This window comes from Streptomyces sp. NPDC046925 (assembly GCF_040644915.1).
In the GTDB taxonomy this organism is placed as follows: domain Bacteria; phylum Actinomycetota; class Actinomycetes; order Streptomycetales; family Streptomycetaceae; genus Streptomyces.
In genome coordinates, this window is sequence record NZ_JBEYWZ010000005.1 from 599,484 (window position 1) to 614,825 (window position 15,342).

The window sequence follows — 15,342 nt, forward strand, 5'->3', positions numbered from 1 at the left end:
CCGATTTCTCTGGCGGGGCGCCAGGGGACGTACGATTCCGGGCATGTTGTCCCGAGCGCGTCTGCCGTGGTGCCCCTTCCTCGGGGTGCTGCTCGTCGTGCTCGGGGCGTTCTGCGGGCCCGCGGCCGTCGCGTCGAGCGCCGCGGACCAGCAGCCGCGACCCGCGGCGACCTCCCTCGTCCACGAGGCCGACAGCGTGCCCGGCTGCGGCAAGGGCGGGCAGCAGGACAGCGGGGGCCGTCCGGTGTCGCCGCCGCGCCCCAGCTCGGCACACGAACTGCTCCCCGCCCTGTACGAGGCCCACGCCGCGACCGGCTCCTGGGGCGCCGACCAGGCATTCCTCGCCGTCACCCCCGGCCGCGCACCGCCCGTACTCGCTCCGCCCACCCCGATAGAACTCTCCGTTCTGCGCGTCTAGGAGACCCCTGTCCCAGCCAGGGGTCCCTCGAATCGACGTACACAACAGGAGAAACGCACAGCCATGCCCAAGAAGCCCGGCACGTCCAGCAACCCCCGCAAGAAGAACATCGCCATCGGAGCGGGAGTGGCCGTCGCCGCCCTGCTGCTCGGCGCCGCTTCCTACAGCGCCACCAAGCCCGACGAGCCCTCCTCGGTCACCGCGAAGGAGGAGTCCGCCGCGGACGTCTCCGCCGACCCGCAGGCCGGGGTCTACCCGGAGCTGGCCAAGCTCGCCCGGCGCGACGGCAAGGACCCGCTCGCGCAGGGGCCCGAGGACGCTCCCGTCGTGCTCATCGAGTACGCCGACTTCAAGTGCGGCTACTGCGGCAAATTCGCCCGCGACACCGAGCCCGACCTGGTGAAGAAGTACGTCGAGGACGGCACCCTGCGCATCGAGTGGCGCAACTTCCCGATCTTCGGCGCGGACTCCGAGTCCGCCGCGCGCGGGGCGTGGGCCGCCGGGCAGCAGGGCCGCTTCTGGCAGTTCCACGAGGCCGCGTACGCCGAAGGCGCCAAGGAGAAGGGCTTCGGGGGCGACCGCCTGAAGGAGCTCGCGAAGGAGGCCGGGGTCAAGGACATCGGCCGCTTCTCGGACGACGCGGACAGCGCCGGGGCCAAGGCCGCGGTGAAGAAGGACCAGGAGGAGGCGTACGGCCTCGGGGCCACGTCGACCCCGTCCTTCCTGGTCAACGGGCAGCCCATCTCAGGGGCGCAGCCGGACGAGGTCTTCGACCAGGCGATCGAACAGGCGGCGAAGAGGGCGAAGTCTTCCGGGGCGAAGAAGTGACCGCCGACGTCGGGTACTTCGCGGCGTTCCTGGGCGGTCTCCTCGCCCTGATCAGCCCGTGCAGCGCGCTGCTGCTCCCCGCCTTCTTCGCGTACTCGATCGACTCGGCCTCACGGCTGCTCGCGCGCACCGGCATCTTCTACGCGGGCCTCGCCACGACCCTCGTGCCGCTCGGCGCGGCGGGCTCGGTCGCCGGGCGGTTCTTCTTCGGGCACCGGGACCAGCTGGTGCTCGTCGCCGGGTGGCTGATCATCGCGCTCGGCGTGCTGCAGGTCGTGGGCATGGGGTTCGCCTCGCGGAAGATGGCCGAGCTCTCGGGACGCATCCGGCCGACCACGGCGGTGTCCGTGTACGCGCTGGGTGCGGTGTACGGGCTCGCCGGTTTCTGCGCGGGGCCGATCCTCGGGAGCGTCCTCACCGTGGCGGCGGTGAGCGGCAGCCCCGTCTACGGAGGGCTGCTGCTCGCCGTCTACGCGCTGGGGATGGCGGTGCCGCTGTTCGTGCTCGCGCTGCTCTGGGAGCGTTTTGACCTCGGGCGGCGGCGCTGGCTGCGGGGCCGCGCCTTCCGGATCGGCCGCTTCGAACTGCATACGACCTCGCTCCTCTCGGGCCTCTTCTTCGTGGCCCTGGGCGCGCTCTTCCTCGCGTACGACGGGACCACCGCGCTGCCGGGGCTGCTCGACGTGGACGACTCGTTCGCCGTGGAGCGGTGGGCCGGGGACGTGGGCCGGGCGGTGCCTGACTCGGTGCTCCTGGTCGCCGTGGTGACTGTTGTGGGCGTGGGGTTCGGGGTGCGGGGGCTTCGGGGGCGGCGCCGGAGGGGGCGTGGGCCAGTGGAGGCCGAGCGAGGGTGAGTCTGCTTTGGGTGGTTTAGCGTACGTATATGTCCCACCCTCAGCAGGAGCCCGAGCGGCCCGCGCCCGACCGGCCCGAGTCCGGGCGGCCCGAGCGCGAAGAGCACCAGCACGGCGCCCACGGGAGGCCTCCCACGCGCGGCGAGCGGTGGGAGGCCTTCAAACAGTCGCCGTTCCTGCCGGCGATCGTGCTGGTGTTCATCCTGGCCGCGGCGGCGGGGCTCTTCGCGGGCTCGTACACGTACTCCATGGCGAACCCGACCCCGCACCGCATCCCCACGGCGGTGGTCGGGGCACAGGACGCGACGCGGGGGAAGGCGTTCCTCGACGGCATGGAGAAGGCGCTGAACGCCTCCCTCGAAGTGCACGAGTACGACAGCGTGGCCGCGGCGCGGGACGCGATGGAGGAGCAGAAGGTCTTCGCGATCCTCGCGGTGTCCCCGGGCGGCGGGGAGGCGGGCAGCAAGGTGACCCTCGACGTCTCGGGGGCCTCCGGGGCGTCCGTGGCCCAGGTCCTGGAGGAGACCGCGCCCAAGGTCGGGGAGAAGGTGGGGGTGCCGGTGACGGTGAAGGACATCAAGCCGCTCCAGGAGGGTGACCCGCGGGGGCTCGCGATCTTCTACATCTCGCTGGCCGCGGTGATCATCGGCTTCGTCGGCGCGATCCAGCTGAGCGTGCACGCGCGGGGTCTCAACCCGGCGGAGCGGATCGGCTTCACCATCCTCTACGCGCTGCTCGGCGGGTTCGTGATCGCGGCGGTGGTGGACTGGTGGCTGGGGGCGGTGGATCTGCCGTTCGTCGAGTCCTGGCTGATCCTGGCGCTGACGATGTTCACGTCGGGGATGGTCTTCACGATGTTCAACACCCTGTTCGGGCGCTGGGCGATGATTCCGACGTGGGGCCTGATGGTGCTGCTCGGCAACCCGTCGTCGGGCGGCGCGGTGTCGTGGCCGCTGCTTCCGTCCGTACTCGGCCACATCGGACAGTGGCTGCCACCGGGCGCATCGGTGAACGCCCAGCACACGGCGGTCTACTTCGGCGAGAGCCAGCACGCCTTCCCGTTCCTGGTGCTCGCGGGATGGGCGGTGCTGGCCTCCGCGGTCTTCTGGGTATGGCGCCACCGGCACCCGGGGGGCCGGGAGAAGCCGGCGGCACATGCGGCTGCGGGCGGCTTGGGCGGTGCGGGGGCCGTCTGACTGTGGGTGCGGGGGCGCGCCGGTATGTCCGTCCTCGCCATCCGCCGGTGGACGCCTATTTGCTGCGGCTGGGGAGTGTTGCGAACCGTGCTCCGGGCGGAAATACCGGCACACCCCCTCGCGTGCGCTGCCGGCTGCGGGTAATCGCCGGTCGCTGCGGGGCAGCAGGCGCGGCCCGGCACGGGAACGGCGAAGGCCCCGTCCAGTGGACGGGGCCTTCGGGGTGGTGGCTGGGGCCGGGATCGAACCGGCGACCTATCGCTTTTCAGGCGATCGCTCGTACCAACTGAGCTACCCAGCCACGCAGTTCACCTGAGTGATCTGCAAGCGGTCCTGACGGGATTTGAACCCGCGGCCTCCACCTTGACAGGGTGGCGAGCACTCCAAACTGCTCCACAGGACCATGCTTTGTGCGAGCACTAGTCTCGCACAAGGTGTTGCGTGCCCCCAACGGGATTCGAACCCGTGCTACCGCCTTGAAAGGGCGGCGTCCTGGGCCACTAGACGATGAGGGCTAAGGGCCCACCTGGGCGCTTTGCAGCGCGTCGGGGACGTGAGAAGCATATGGGATGCGGGGAGGTATCGCCAAAACGGTTATCGGGGGGCCGGGGAACCGCTCCCCGGCGACCGGCCCCCGGGGGCCGGCGAAGGCGTCGCGCCGGGCTGGTTCTCCTTCGGCAGATGGCGGCTGACCTCCGCCTTCGTCAGGCCGAGCCCGCCCAGTTTGATCTCGTCCCAAGCCTGGAGGCGCCGGGTCTCCCGGTCCAGGTAGAGGACCGATGCCTCGACCGGATCGGGGTACTTGCCCTCGACCGCCCGCAGCCCGCTCCCGCCCGTGGACCCCTCGATGCGCAGTCGCGTGCCGCCGTCCATGACCTCCATCTCCTGGTGGTGCACGTGCCCCGCGAGGGCGAGCGGCACCTCGCCGTCCGTCTTCCGCGCGGCGTCGGGGTTGTGCGCGACGGCGATGTCGACGGGAGTGCCGGCCGCCCGCTGGTCCCGCAGCGAGGAGGCGAGCCGGATGCCCGCCGTCTCCTCGAAGAGCTTGCCCTGCGACTGCGCCTCGGAACGGTCCGGCGTGTACTGCGGATCGCCCGTCCCGGCGAACCGCAGCCCCGCCACCGACACGGCCGCCCCGTCGTCGAGGACATGGACGTTCTTCATGCGCTGGAGATAGCGCTGGGTCGTACGGGAGTCGTGGTTGCCCCTGACCCAGACGTAGGGCGCCCCTAGCTCCTCGATGGGGTCCAGGAACGCGTTCTCCGCCGCGCTGCCGTGGTCCATCGTGTCGCCGGAATCGACGATGACGTTGATGTCGTACTGCTCGACGAGCGAAGCGATGATCTTCCAGCTCGCCGGGTTCAGGTGGATGTCCGAGACGTGCAGGACGCGGATCGTGGACGGGTCCGGCTGGTACGCGGGAAGCGTCGACGTCGCGTCGTACAACTTCGTCACGTTGGTGACCAAGCGTGCCAATTCCTGCTGATACACGTCGAATTCGCTCACGATGTTGCGCGCGTTGCCGACCACCGAAGGGGCGCTGCTGAGGAGGCCCGAGAACTTCGGTTCGAGGACCGACTTCGGGTTCCACGTCGCGTACGCCGCCGCGCCCGACGCCGCGAGGAGCGCGAGGGCGAGTCCGCCCGCCGCCAGGGCCCGGCGCGGCCGCCGGTAGACCGCGAGGCCCAGTCCCGTGGCGCCCGCGACGACGGCGGCGCAGGAGCGGGCGGCCAGATCGAGCGTGCCGTGCCCGACGTCGTCGGCCACCTCGTCCTGGAGACCCGAGAGCCGCTCGGGGTGGTCGACCAGCGCCTGGGAGCGGACCGGGTCCAGGCGGTCCACGTCCACGTCCAGGCGGATGGGGGCGATGTGCGAGCGCAGTTCGAGGGCGCCGAGCGGGGAGACGTTGATCTTCGTGCCGCCCGTGAGCGAGGGGCGCAGCGTCATCCGGGTGTCCATCGGGCCCACCGGCGCGTGCACGCTGCCGACGATCAGCAGGCCGAGCCAGGCACCGAACAGGACGACCGCGACAAGTCCCGCCGCGCGGCCGTACGGATGGGGAGGGCTGGTGAGCTCGCTCACCGGGTGCGGGTGGCGGGAGCGGTAGTGGCGTACGAGGGCGGCGAGCGCACGGAAGTCGCGGGCCATTGGTCCGGTATGCCCGGGGGAAGAGGCGGCTATGCGGGGCGGTGGCCGACAATGGGGGTGTGCTGGAGATGACGCGGGAAGAGTTCGAGGAACTGGTCGCCGAGGCGCTTGACCGGATTCCTCCCGAGTTGACGCGGTTGATGGACAACGTGGCGGTGTTCGTGGAGGACGAACCACCCGCCGAGGATCCCGAGCTTCTCGGGCTCTATGAAGGGACTCCGCTGACGGACCGGGGCGAGTGGTACGCGGGAGTACTGCCCGACCGGATCACGATCTACCGCGGGCCGACGCTGCGCATGTGCGAGTCGCGCGAGGACGTCGTCGCGGAGACGGAGATCACCGTGGTCCACGAGGTCGCACATCACTTCGGGATCGACGACGAGCGCCTGCACGCCCTGGGATACGGCTGACGGGATCCGCCGACGGTCGGCGGTCGCGGTCCGTGTCCTCTTGCGGGGCACGGGAGTTGGGTAGGGCGTCCCCGCTTCTCAGCGCCTCGGAGGTGCTCGGCCGTGCGCCAGTTGTACGTTCCTGTCCGGTGGGCCGCGGCGGCCGTGGCGGTCATGGCGACCGCCGGCTGCATGAGCGTCGGCGACGACGGCGGCGGCGAGCCCGGCCCCGCGCGCTCCGCCGGCGAGCACAGTGCGGCGGCCGCCCCGGACGGCGGCAGTGCCACGTCGGGCGGCGGCTCGGCCGGTGGCGGTGAGGGGGGCCGCGGCGACGCGAAGGGCGGCAAGCACGGGAAGCACGGCAAGGGCAAAGGCAAGGGCAAGGGCAAGGCGGGTTCGGACGAGCCCGGCGGGTCCGGTTCCGACGCCGCCCGTGCCTCCGCCTCCGCCTCGCGGGGCGGCGACGACCCGGCCGCGCCGACGCAGGGCGGGCGGCCCACGCCCACGCGGAACGACCCCGACCCGCCGAAGTCGACCCCCACCCCCGATCCTCCCAAGCCGACCCCGACGCCCACTCCCGAGCCCACGCCGGAGCCCTCGTCGTCGGCGCACGAGCCGGGGCAGGGGCCGCAGCTGGGGGAGCGGTCGGCGGGGTTCAGGTCACGGGAGCCTTCGCCGCAGGCCGGGCCCGCTTAGGCTCGGGAGCCGGGGGCGTGCGGTTCGGTCTCCGTCTCAGGCCCCGTCTCAGCCTCTGTCCGAAATGGATACGCACCTGTCCTAAACCCGATTTGTCGCAGGTGAGACGCGCTGCGCGGGGTGGATTCCAAGGCTCTCCGGAGGATGCGGTTTGCCTTATGGGGGGGTGGGTGCGTATGGTGGTAGATCGTTTGATCCCATTTGCCCGGCGCCGAAAAAGAAGAGCGCCGCGTGGCGCGTACTCTCCCTTGCCGTGGCTGACCGCATAGAGGCGGTCCATTGCGAAATCACGGAGTTGACGGGCGCGTGCCGAGACTCCGGAAGGTTTCGCATTTCGCATGTCCATTTCTCATTCTGACCACGCCGTCCTGCCCGAGAACGAGACGACCGGCACCGACGAGCTGACGGTCGAGGCCGTCGCCGAGGCTGTCGAGACCGTCCGGGCCGCGGACGTCGTGGAAGCCGCCGAGCAGGTCGTCGTCGAGACCGAGGCCGAGACCGAGGCCGACGCCGACACCGCAGAGGCCGGCCCCACCTTCGCCGACCTCGGCCTGCCCGAGGGCGTCGTGCGCAAGCTCGCCCAGAACGGCGTCACCACCCCCTTCCCGATCCAGGCCGCGACCATCCCGGACGCCCTGGCCGGCAAGGACATCCTCGGCCGTGGCCGCACCGGCTCCGGCAAGACCCTCTCCTTCGGTCTGCCGATGCTGGCGACGCTGGCCTCCGAGGGCCGCACCGAGAAGAAGAAGCCCCGCGGCGTCATCCTCACGCCGACCCGTGAGCTCGCGATGCAGGTCGCGGACGCGCTCCAGCCGTACGGCGACGTGCTCGGCCTGAAGATGAAGGTCGTCTGCGGCGGTACGTCCATGGGCAACCAGATCTACGCCCTGGAGCGCGGTGTCGACATCCTCGTCGCCACGCCGGGCCGCCTGCGCGACATCATCAGCCGCGGCGCCTGCTCCCTCGAGGACACCCAGATCGCGGTGCTCGACGAGGCCGACCAGATGTCCGACCTGGGCTTCCTGCCCGAGGTCACCGAGCTGCTCGACCAGGTTCCCTCCGGCGGCCAGCGCATGCTGTTCTCGGCCACGATGGAGAACGAGATCTCCACGCTGGTCAAGCGCTACCTGAACAACCCGGTGACGCACGAGGTCGACAGCGCCCAGGGCAACGTCACGACCATGACGCACCACATCCTCATCGTGAAGCCCCGTGACAAGGCGCCCGTCACGGCCGCCATCGCCGCGCGCAAGGGCCGCACGATCATCTTCGTCCGCACCCAGCTGGGCGCCGACCGTATCGCCGAGCAGCTCTGCGAGTCCGGCGTGAAGGCCGACGCGCTGCACGGCGGCATGACGCAGGGTGCCCGCACCCGCGTCCTCGAGGACTTCAAGAAGGGCTACGTCAACGCCCTCGTCGCCACGGACGTCGCCGCGCGCGGCATCCACGTCGACGGCATCGACCTGGTCCTGAACGTGGACCCGGCCGGCGACCACAAGGACTACCTGCACCGCTCCGGCCGTACGGCCCGCGCGGGCCGCAGCGGCACGGTCGTCTCGCTCTCGCTCCCGCACCAGCGCCGCCAGATCTTCCGCCTGATGGAGGACGCGGGCGTCGACGCCACGCGTCACATCATCAACGGCGGCGGCACCTTCGACCCGGAGGTCGCCGAGATCACCGGCGCCCGTTCGATGACCGAGGTGCAGGCCGACTCCGCGGGCAACGCCGCGACCCAGGCCGAGCGGGAGGTCAAGGACCTCACCAAGGAGCTGGAGCGCGCGACGCGCCGCGCGACGGAGCTGCGCGAGGAGGCCTCGCGCCTGACCGCGCGTGCCGCCCGCGAGCGCGGCGACGACCCGGAGACCGCGGTCGCCGAGGCCACCGCCGCCGCCGAGGCCGTCGTCGAGGCCGCTGTCTCCGTCCCGGAGCAGCCCGTCGCCGCCCGCGAGGAGCGTTCCTCGTACAGCCGTCCGCAGCGCGACGAGCGCGGCAACTACGAGCGTGAGCGCCGCGACGACCGCGGTGGCCGTTCGTTCGAGCGTCGTGACGACCGTGGTGGCTTCCGCGGTGGCGACCGTCGCGAGGGTGGCGACCGTGGCGGCTTCAACCGTGACCGCGGCAACGACCGTGGCGGCCGTTCGTTCGAGCGTCGTGACGACCGTGGTGGCTTCCGTGGCGGCGACCGTCGCGAGGGTGGCGACCGTGGCGGCTTCAACCGTGACCGCGGCAACGACCGTGGCGGCCGTTCCTTCGAGCGTCGTGACGACAACCGTGGCGGCTTCCGCCGTGACGACAACCGCGGTGGCTCGGGCTTCCGCCGTGACGACCGTCCCTCGGGCGGCTTCCGCGGCGGCGACCGCCGTGACGACAACCGCGGTGGCTCGGGCTTCCGTCGCGACGACCGCCCCTCCGGCGGCCACCGCGGCAGCGACCGCCCCTTCAACCGTGACCGCCGCGACGACCGCCCCGCGGGCGGCGCCCGCTCCGGCGGCCACGACCGCCCGTCGTTCAACCGCGACCGCTCCGGCACGGGCACCGGCTCCTTCGGCCGCCGCGACGACAAGCCGCGCTGGAAGCGCAACGGCTGACGTCACCCGGCCTGACCGGCTGAACTGAAGCAGCGGGCCCGTCCCTTCGGGGGCGGGCCCGCTGTCGTATGCCAAACGTGACGTGTGTCATGTCCCTGTCGTGGGCAACGCTCGTGCATGAAACCACCACCCGGCTCACCGCCCGGCCCACCGCCTGGTTCGACACCCGGTTCGACACCCGGTTCCGATGAGGAGCGGCTTGCTCAGCTTGGGTATACGCAGGTTCTGGCCCGGCGGATGTCCGCGTTTTCCAACTACGCGGTCTCCTTCACGATCATTTCGGTTCTGTCCGGCTGCCTCACCATGTATCTGTTCGGCATGAATACCGGCGGGCCCGCCCTCATCACCTGGGGATGGGTCGGGGTCGGGCTCATGACGTTGTTCGTGGGGCTTGCCATGGCGGAGATCTGTTCCGCCTATCCGACCTCCGCCGGGCTCTACTTCTGGGCGCACCGGCTCGCGCCGTCGCGGACCGCGGCCGCCTGGGCGTGGTTCACGGGCTGGTTCAACGTGCTCGGGCAGGTCGCCGTCACCGCGGGGATCGACTTCGGGGCGGCCTCGTTCCTGGGCGCCTACCTGAATCTGCAGTTCGACTTCCAGGTCACCGAGGGGCGCACGATCATGCTCTTCGCCGCGATCCTCGTACTGCACGGCCTGCTCAACACCTTCGGGGTGCGCATCGTCGGGCTCCTGAACAGCGTCAGCGTCTGGTGGCACGTCTTCGGGGTCGCCGTCATCGTCGGCGCGCTCGCCTTCTCGCCGGACTCGCACCAGTCGGCGTCCTTCGTCTTCACCGAGTTCGTGAACAACACGGGGTGGGGCAGCGGGCTGTACGTGGCGCTCATCGGGCTGCTCATGGCCCAGTACACCTTCACCGGGTACGACGCCTCCGCCCATATGACCGAGGAGACGCACGACGCGTCCACCGCCGGGCCCAAGGGCATCGTCCGGTCCATCTGGACGTCCTGGATCGCCGGCTTCGTGCTGCTCCTGGGCTTCACCTTCGCCATCCAGTCGTACGACGGGGCCCGCCTGTCGGCGACGGGAGCGCCGCCCGCCCAGATTCTTCTCGACGCGCTCGGGGCGACCGCGGGCAAGTTGCTCCTGCTCGTCGTCATCGGCGCGCAGCTCTTCTGCGGCATGGCGTCCGTGACCGCCAACTCCCGGATGATCTACGCCTTCTCGCGGGACGGAGCGCTGCCGTTCTCGCACATCTGGCACTCGGTCAACCCGCGTACGCGTACGCCCGTGGCGGCGGTCTGGCTCGCGGCACTGGGCGCGCTCGTCCTCGGTCTGCCCTACCTGATCAACGTCACGGCGTACGCGGCGGTGACGTCCATCGCCGTCATCGGCCTCTACATCGCCTACGTCATCCCGACCCTGCTCAGGCTGCGCAAGGGCGAGGAATTCGAGCGCGGGCCCTGGCACTTGGGCCGCTTCTCACGCCCGATCGGCATCGTGGCGGTGGCCTGGGTCGGCGTGATCACGGTCCTCTTCATGCTGCCGCAGGTCTCGCCGATCACCTGGGAGACCTTCAACTACGCCCCGATCGCGGTCCTGGTCGTCCTCGGCTTCGCCGCGACCTGGTGGCTGGCATCGGCCAGGAACTGGTTCCTCAACCCGGACCACGAGCGCACGGCGGCGCGCGAGGCGGCCCGGAAAGGGGCCCCGGAACCGACCGATCCCTGACCGGCACCCGGCCGCCGGCCACCCCTCGTCGGACCCGTCGCGCGCCCGTCGCGGAGCGCGCGACGGGCCAAGGAACCGATACCCGATCGGACGGCGCGGCCCGGACGGCTATGCTCGGGGGGTGCATCCGCACGGACCGTTAGCTCAATTGGCAGAGCAGTGGACTTTTAATCCATTGGTTGTGGGTTCGAGTCCCACACGGTCTACCACTCAGGCCCAGGTCAGAAGCTTCTGACCTGGGCCTGTGGCGTCAACGCCGGTGGGTGGCGCCTCAACCCCGGTCGGTGGCGGCGCCCTTCCTGCGCAGGGCGAGGCCGTCGAGGACGCGGTGGAGGCCGTAGGTGAAGTTGTCCTCGCGGGTCTCGGACGCCTGGCTCTCGCGCTGCGCGGCGTACAGAGCGCGCAGCCGGGGGTAGGCCTCGACCGACTTTTCGACCGCGGGCCGCAGCTGCTCGACCCACTCCTGCTCGCTCCTGCCGCTGCGGGCGAGCGAGGTGAGCCAGGCCGCTTCGGTGGTCGTCATGCCGATGACGTACGAGAAGAGCGTGTTCACCGCGCGGTCGGCCTCTTCGAGGGTGAAGCCGCCGGCCTCCAGCATGCCGAGCATGCCGTCGGTGAGCCGCATCATGTTCGGGCCGAGATGGGCCACGCCCGTCTCGCCGAGCACGGAGACGATCCAGGGGTGGGCGAGGATCGTCGAGCGGATGGTGTCCGCGCAGGCGACCGTGGCCGTCCGCCAGCCCTCGGGGTCGGTGGAGGCTTCGAGCTCCGCGGGGTCCGGGACGCGCATCTCGCCGTAGACCGCGTCGACGACCAGCTCGATCAGCTCGTCCTTGTTGGCCACGTGCGTGTAGAGCGAGGTGGCGCCCGCGTTGAGGCGGGTGCCGAGCTTGCGCATGCTGAGGGCGTCCATGCCCTCGGCGTCGAGCAGCCGGACGGCCTCGGAGACGATCTGGCCCCTGCTCAGCGACGGCTGCTCCCGCCGCCGTCGCTCGGGGCGGGTCCACACCGAGAGGACCTGCTTGTCGTTCGCGCTGTCCGCCGGCATACGGCGTCCTCCCTCACTCGAATTACGGGTTCCGTCAGATACGGGTTCCGTCAGCGTAGCTCTTGGGCGAACAGTGTACGAGTTTGCGTACGGTGTTCGGTTTCTCGTCCTAGGCGCCCGAACCGCCCGAACGGCCCCGTCTCGCCTGCGGCCCCGCGCCCCGCGGGTGACGCTGAGCCTGCCAGGCGGCCGATCCGGAGGTACAGCATGGGTTCCGTACGACGGGCTCTCGTGATGGTGCTCGCGGCACTCCTTGTCGGCCTCGCGGCGGCCTGCGGCGGATCCGGCAGCGGCTCCGACGGGGAGACCGCACGGGCCCGCCCCGCCGAGCTGGGCTTCGAACACCCCGGAGTGCTCGTCAGCAAGGCGCAGCTGAAGCGCGTGCGCGCCCACGTCGAGGCGCGCGAGCAGCCCTGGCTCTCGGCGTTCGAGCAGATGCGGGACAGCAAGTACGGCGCGGCCGGCTACCGGGCCAAGCCGTACGCCGTCGTCGGGTGCCCGGCGGGCGACCGCGCCGGAAAGGGCTGCGTCGAGGAGCGCGAGGACGCCATCGCCGCCTACACCCAGGCCCTGCTCTGGAACGTCACGGGCGAGCGCGCGCATGCCGAGAAGGCCGTACAGATCATGGACGCCTGGTCGCGGGTGATCACCAAACACACCGAGGCCAACGCGGGCCTCCAGACGGCCTGGGCCGCCTCCACCTGGGCCCGCGCGGCCGAAGCCGTGCGCTACACCTACGACGGCTGGACCGACGGCCAGCTCCTGCGCTTCGAGCGGATGCTGCGCAACGCCTACCTGCCCCAAGTGCGCGACGGCGCGGCCGACTTCAACGGCAACTGGGATCTCCTGATGGCCGACGCGACCATCAACATGGCGGTCTTTCTCGACGACCACGAAGCCTTCGAGAAGGCGGTGACGCATTTCAGGACCCGCGTCCCGGCCTACTTCTATCTGAAGTCGGACGGGCCGCTGCCCGTATCGCCCGCGAACAGCGGCATCAACACACCGGACAAACTCCGGAAGTACTGGTTCGGGCAGAAGACATTCGCCGACGGCCTCTCCCAGGAGACCTGCCGGAACTTCAAGCACGCCAGCTACTCCCTGGCGGCCACCGCGCACATCGCGGAGACGGCCTGGCATCAGGGCGTGGACCTGTACGGCGAGGTCAAGGAGCGGCTGCTCGCCGCGCTCGAGTTCCACTCCAAGTACCAGCTTGGAGCCAAGGCGCCGGACTGGCTGTGCGGCGGCAAGGTGCAGCGGGACATGGGGCCCGACACCGAGGTGGGCCTCAACCACCTGCGGGAACGGCTGAAGCTCGACCTGCCGGAGACGGAGAAGCTCACGCGCGAGCAGCGCCCCGAGGGAACGGACGGCCTGTTCGTCGCCTGGGAGACGCTGACGCATGCCGAGAACGTGTGAGGGCTCAGGAGGGCCCATGAGGGTCCAGGAGGGCTCATTCTCAACCGGTTCGCTTTCACTCCCCCTGATGGCGTAGAGTTGCATTCAACGGCGCGGGGTGGAGCAGCTCGGTAGCTCGCTGGGCTCATAACCCAGAGGTCGCAGGTTCAAATCCTGTCCCCGCTACTAAAGTCCGGAGGCCCGGATCCAGAAATGGATCCGGGCCTTCGGCATTTCCGCGTGCGTGCGCGACAAGCTGTGCGTGTGCGATGGCTGTGCGTGCGTGCGCGACGGCTGTGCGTGCGTGCGCGACAGCCACCCGGTCGGCCCACACCGGTCGCCCCGCGCCGCCGCTCCGGGAACCCTGGATGAACGTGGTCATGGATCTGGTCCTGGCCGCGGAATTCGGCGGGAGAGACCGGTGGGGCAGCGAGGAGGCAGCGGTGGCGGGGGCGGCGCGGGCAGGCCCGTGCGCCGGTCCGTGCGCCGAGATCCGGGCAAGGGGCGACCCATGCCGGGCTCCGGCACGGCACCGCCGCGTGCGGGATCCGGCACGGCACCCCGCGCGGGCTCCGGCACGGGCCCCGTCGTCAGGCACGAGCGGGCGTTCGTACGGGCCCTTCCGCTGCTGCTCATCGTCGTCGGGGTCGTCTACGACGTCTCGACCCCGGCCGCGTTCACCGCGGCGCCCCTCTTCACGGCCGCCCCGCTGATCGCCGCCCCCTTCTACTCGCTGCTCGGCACCGTCCTCGCCGGCCTCGGCTCCTGCGCCACCGTCCTCGTCCTGCACTTCAGGACGAGCAGCACCACCGACGTGGAAGCCGTCACCGAAGTGCTCACGGTCTTCACCGTGGCCGTCCTCGCCGTCCTGATCAACCGCGTCGTGAGCCGCAGCGACGAACAACTCGCCTCCGCCCGCTCCATCGCCGAGGCCGCCCAGCGCGCCGTACTGCCGCAGCCGGACCCCCGGATCGGCGGGCTCGACGTCGCCGCGCGGTACGAGGCCGCGGAGGCGGACGCGTTCATCGGGGGTGATCTGTACGCGGTGCAGGACACCTCGCACGGCGTACGCGTCATCGTGGGCGACGTACGGGGGAAGGGCATGGGCGCGGTGGCGGCCGTCGCCGTGGTCATCGGGGCGTTCCGGGAGGCCGCCGAGCAGGAGTCCACGCTGGAGGCGGTTGCGCAGCGCCTGGAGCGGGCGCTGGCGCGTGAGGGCACGCGACGCGACGGGCTCGACGACTTCGAGGGGTTCACCACCGCCATCCTCGCGGAGATCCCGCACGGCGGTGGTCCCGTACGGCTCATCAACCGCGGGCATCCGGGGCCGCTCCTCCTGCACGGCGACGGGCGGCTGTGCGTCCTTTCCGCGACCGAGCCCGCGCTGCCGCTGGGGATGGGTGAACTGGGGGCCTGGCCGGACCGCGCGGACGAGTCGGAGTTCCCGCCGGGGGCGATGCTGCTGCTCTACACCGACGGGCTCTCCGAGGCGCGTGACCGGCGGGGCGTGTTCTACGACCCGGCCGCGCGGCTCGCCGGCCGCATCTTCCCCGGCCCCGACGGACCGGACGCGCTCCTGTCCACGCTCACCGAGGAAGTGCGGCGGCACACCGGCGGCGGGACGACCGACGACATGGCGCTGCTCGCGGTGCGGCGGCCTTCGGCGCCGGTGGCCGACGCCGGATGACGTAGATCGATGTCACGGGCCGTGACTGAAGGACCTCACTCCGCATAACAACTGACGCACTGTCAAGGAAGTGTGAAGCTGCGGTGTGTGAAGAAGTGACGACAACTCGCCCCGTTCCGAACCCTCGTGTCCCGTTAAGTACAGGCCAATGCCGTTAACGATCAGCCGGAACGGCTTGGAATACGGCCCTGCTGTCTATTAACGTTCGATAACGCAGCGCGGTCGTCCCAGCCGTCACTCGAGGCGGCTCCGCGCGCACGCGCCTAATCCCGAAAGGGAGCCGGGGAACCATCAATTGGGGTGAATCGGGCATCTGTGCATCCGTGCCAGGTGTTCGTAGGAGACCTTCCTGCTCCGAACCCGTCAGCTAACCCGGTAGGCGAGAAGGAAGGAAAGGAGTGCG

12 protein-coding genes, 5 tRNA genes and 1 riboswitch are annotated in these 15,342 nt (G+C 70.7%); of the genes, 12 read left to right on the forward strand and 5 right to left on the reverse strand.

Annotated elements, in window-relative coordinates; all coding sequences use genetic code 11:
- Positions 1-43 precede the first annotated feature (43 nt).
- From ABZ906_RS24255 to ABZ906_RS24270, 4 genes are all read left to right on the forward strand, one after another.
- The gene (locus ABZ906_RS24255) at positions 44-418 is read left to right on the forward strand and encodes a hypothetical protein (protein ID WP_361193421.1); all 375 of its coding nucleotides are present in this window, start codon (positions 44-46) and stop codon (positions 416-418) included.
- A 63-nt stretch (positions 419-481) separates the two neighbouring features.
- Complete coding sequence (locus ABZ906_RS24260) at positions 482-1,246, forward strand: DsbA family protein (RefSeq protein ID WP_361385786.1); 765 nt, start codon at positions 482-484, stop codon at positions 1,244-1,246.
- A complete protein-coding gene (locus ABZ906_RS24265; protein WP_361385789.1) occupies positions 1,243-2,100 on the forward strand; it encodes a cytochrome c biogenesis CcdA family protein in 858 nt (285 codons plus the stop codon). The genes ABZ906_RS24260 and ABZ906_RS24265 overlap by 4 nt, the downstream gene beginning before the upstream one ends.
- Before the next feature lie 29 nt (positions 2,101-2,129).
- Complete coding sequence (locus tag ABZ906_RS24270; RefSeq protein WP_361385792.1) at positions 2,130-3,296, forward strand: ABC transporter permease; 1,167 nt, start codon at positions 2,130-2,132, stop codon at positions 3,294-3,296.
- 224 nt (positions 3,297-3,520) lie between these two features.
- Here ABZ906_RS24270 and ABZ906_RS24275 read toward each other — a convergent pair.
- From ABZ906_RS24275 to ABZ906_RS24290, 4 genes are all read right to left on the reverse strand, one after another.
- A tRNA-Phe gene (locus ABZ906_RS24275) sits at positions 3,521-3,597 on the reverse strand.
- 27 nt (positions 3,598-3,624) lie between these two features.
- Positions 3,625-3,699 (reverse strand) — tRNA-Asp (locus ABZ906_RS24280).
- A gap of 39 nt (positions 3,700-3,738) precedes the next feature.
- A tRNA-Glu gene (locus ABZ906_RS24285) sits at positions 3,739-3,811 on the reverse strand.
- A 79-nt stretch (positions 3,812-3,890) separates the two neighbouring features.
- The gene (locus tag ABZ906_RS24290) at positions 3,891-5,444 is read right to left on the reverse strand and encodes a metallophosphoesterase (protein WP_361385795.1); all 1,554 of its coding nucleotides are present in this window, start codon (positions 5,442-5,444) and stop codon (positions 3,891-3,893) included.
- Positions 5,445-5,503: 59 nt separating this feature from the next.
- Between ABZ906_RS24290 and ABZ906_RS24295 the strand changes: the two genes are divergently transcribed.
- From ABZ906_RS24295 to ABZ906_RS24315, 5 genes are all read left to right on the forward strand, one after another.
- Positions 5,504-5,854 carry a metallopeptidase family protein gene (locus ABZ906_RS24295; RefSeq protein ID WP_190082831.1) on the forward strand — a complete coding sequence of 117 codons (351 nt, stop codon included), beginning with the start codon at positions 5,504-5,506 and terminating at the stop codon, positions 5,852-5,854.
- Between the two features lie 102 nt (positions 5,855-5,956).
- A complete protein-coding gene (locus ABZ906_RS24300; RefSeq protein ID WP_361385798.1) occupies positions 5,957-6,529 on the forward strand; it encodes a hypothetical protein in 573 nt (190 codons plus the stop codon).
- A gap of 338 nt (positions 6,530-6,867) precedes the next feature.
- Positions 6,868-9,117, forward strand: a complete 2,250-nt coding sequence (locus tag ABZ906_RS24305) for a DEAD/DEAH box helicase (RefSeq protein ID WP_361385801.1) — start codon at positions 6,868-6,870, stop codon at positions 9,115-9,117.
- 117 nt (positions 9,118-9,234) lie between these two features.
- Complete coding sequence (locus ABZ906_RS24310) at positions 9,235-10,806, forward strand: amino acid permease (protein ID WP_361385804.1); 1,572 nt, start codon at positions 9,235-9,237, stop codon at positions 10,804-10,806.
- Positions 10,807-10,939: 133 nt separating this feature from the next.
- Positions 10,940-11,015 (forward strand) — tRNA-Lys (locus ABZ906_RS24315).
- 62 nt (positions 11,016-11,077) lie between these two features.
- Here ABZ906_RS24315 and ABZ906_RS24320 read toward each other — a convergent pair.
- Positions 11,078-11,854 carry a TetR/AcrR family transcriptional regulator gene (locus ABZ906_RS24320; RefSeq protein ID WP_361385806.1) on the reverse strand — a complete coding sequence of 259 codons (777 nt, stop codon included), beginning with the start codon at positions 11,852-11,854 and terminating at the stop codon, positions 11,078-11,080.
- Positions 11,855-12,061: 207 nt separating this feature from the next.
- Here ABZ906_RS24320 and ABZ906_RS24325 point away from each other — a divergent pair, with 207 nt between their 5' ends.
- The 3 genes from ABZ906_RS24325 to ABZ906_RS24335 all read left to right on the forward strand — a co-directional run bounded on the left by ABZ906_RS24325 (position 12,062) and on the right by ABZ906_RS24335 (position 14,939).
- Positions 12,062-13,273 (forward strand): alginate lyase family protein, encoded by a 1,212-nt coding sequence (locus ABZ906_RS24325; protein WP_361385809.1) that lies wholly within the window; start codon positions 12,062-12,064, stop codon positions 13,271-13,273.
- 91 nt (positions 13,274-13,364) lie between these two features.
- A tRNA-Met gene (locus ABZ906_RS24330) sits at positions 13,365-13,438 on the forward strand.
- Between the two features lie 325 nt (positions 13,439-13,763).
- Positions 13,764-14,939 (forward strand): PP2C family protein-serine/threonine phosphatase, encoded by a 1,176-nt coding sequence (locus tag ABZ906_RS24335; RefSeq protein WP_361385812.1) that lies wholly within the window; start codon positions 13,764-13,766, stop codon positions 14,937-14,939.
- A gap of 250 nt (positions 14,940-15,189) precedes the next feature.
- Positions 15,190-15,336, forward strand: a riboswitch (cyclic di-AMP (ydaO/yuaA leader).
- The last annotated feature ends 6 nt before the right edge of the window (positions 15,337-15,342 follow it).

Coding starts and splice junctions, on each gene's coding strand:
- ABZ906_RS24255 (WP_361193421.1), top strand. CDS start 44: ATGTTGTCCCGAGCGCGTCTGCCGTGGTGCCCCTTCCTCGGGGTGCTG.
- ABZ906_RS24260 (WP_361385786.1), top strand. CDS start 482: ATGCCCAAGAAGCCCGGCACGTCCAGCAACCCCCGCAAGAAGAACATC.
- ABZ906_RS24270 (WP_361385792.1), top strand. CDS start 2,130: ATGTCCCACCCTCAGCAGGAGCCCGAGCGGCCCGCGCCCGACCGGCCC.
- ABZ906_RS24290 (WP_361385795.1), bottom strand. CDS start 5,444: ATGGCCCGCGACTTCCGTGCGCTCGCCGCCCTCGTACGCCACTACCGC.
- ABZ906_RS24305 (WP_361385801.1), top strand. CDS start 6,868: ATGTCCATTTCTCATTCTGACCACGCCGTCCTGCCCGAGAACGAGACG.
- ABZ906_RS24310 (WP_361385804.1), top strand. CDS start 9,235: ATGAAACCACCACCCGGCTCACCGCCCGGCCCACCGCCTGGTTCGACA.
- ABZ906_RS24320 (WP_361385806.1), bottom strand. CDS start 11,854: ATGCCGGCGGACAGCGCGAACGACAAGCAGGTCCTCTCGGTGTGGACC.
- ABZ906_RS24325 (WP_361385809.1), top strand. CDS start 12,062: ATGGGTTCCGTACGACGGGCTCTCGTGATGGTGCTCGCGGCACTCCTT.
- ABZ906_RS24335 (WP_361385812.1), top strand. CDS start 13,764: ATGCCGGGCTCCGGCACGGCACCGCCGCGTGCGGGATCCGGCACGGCA.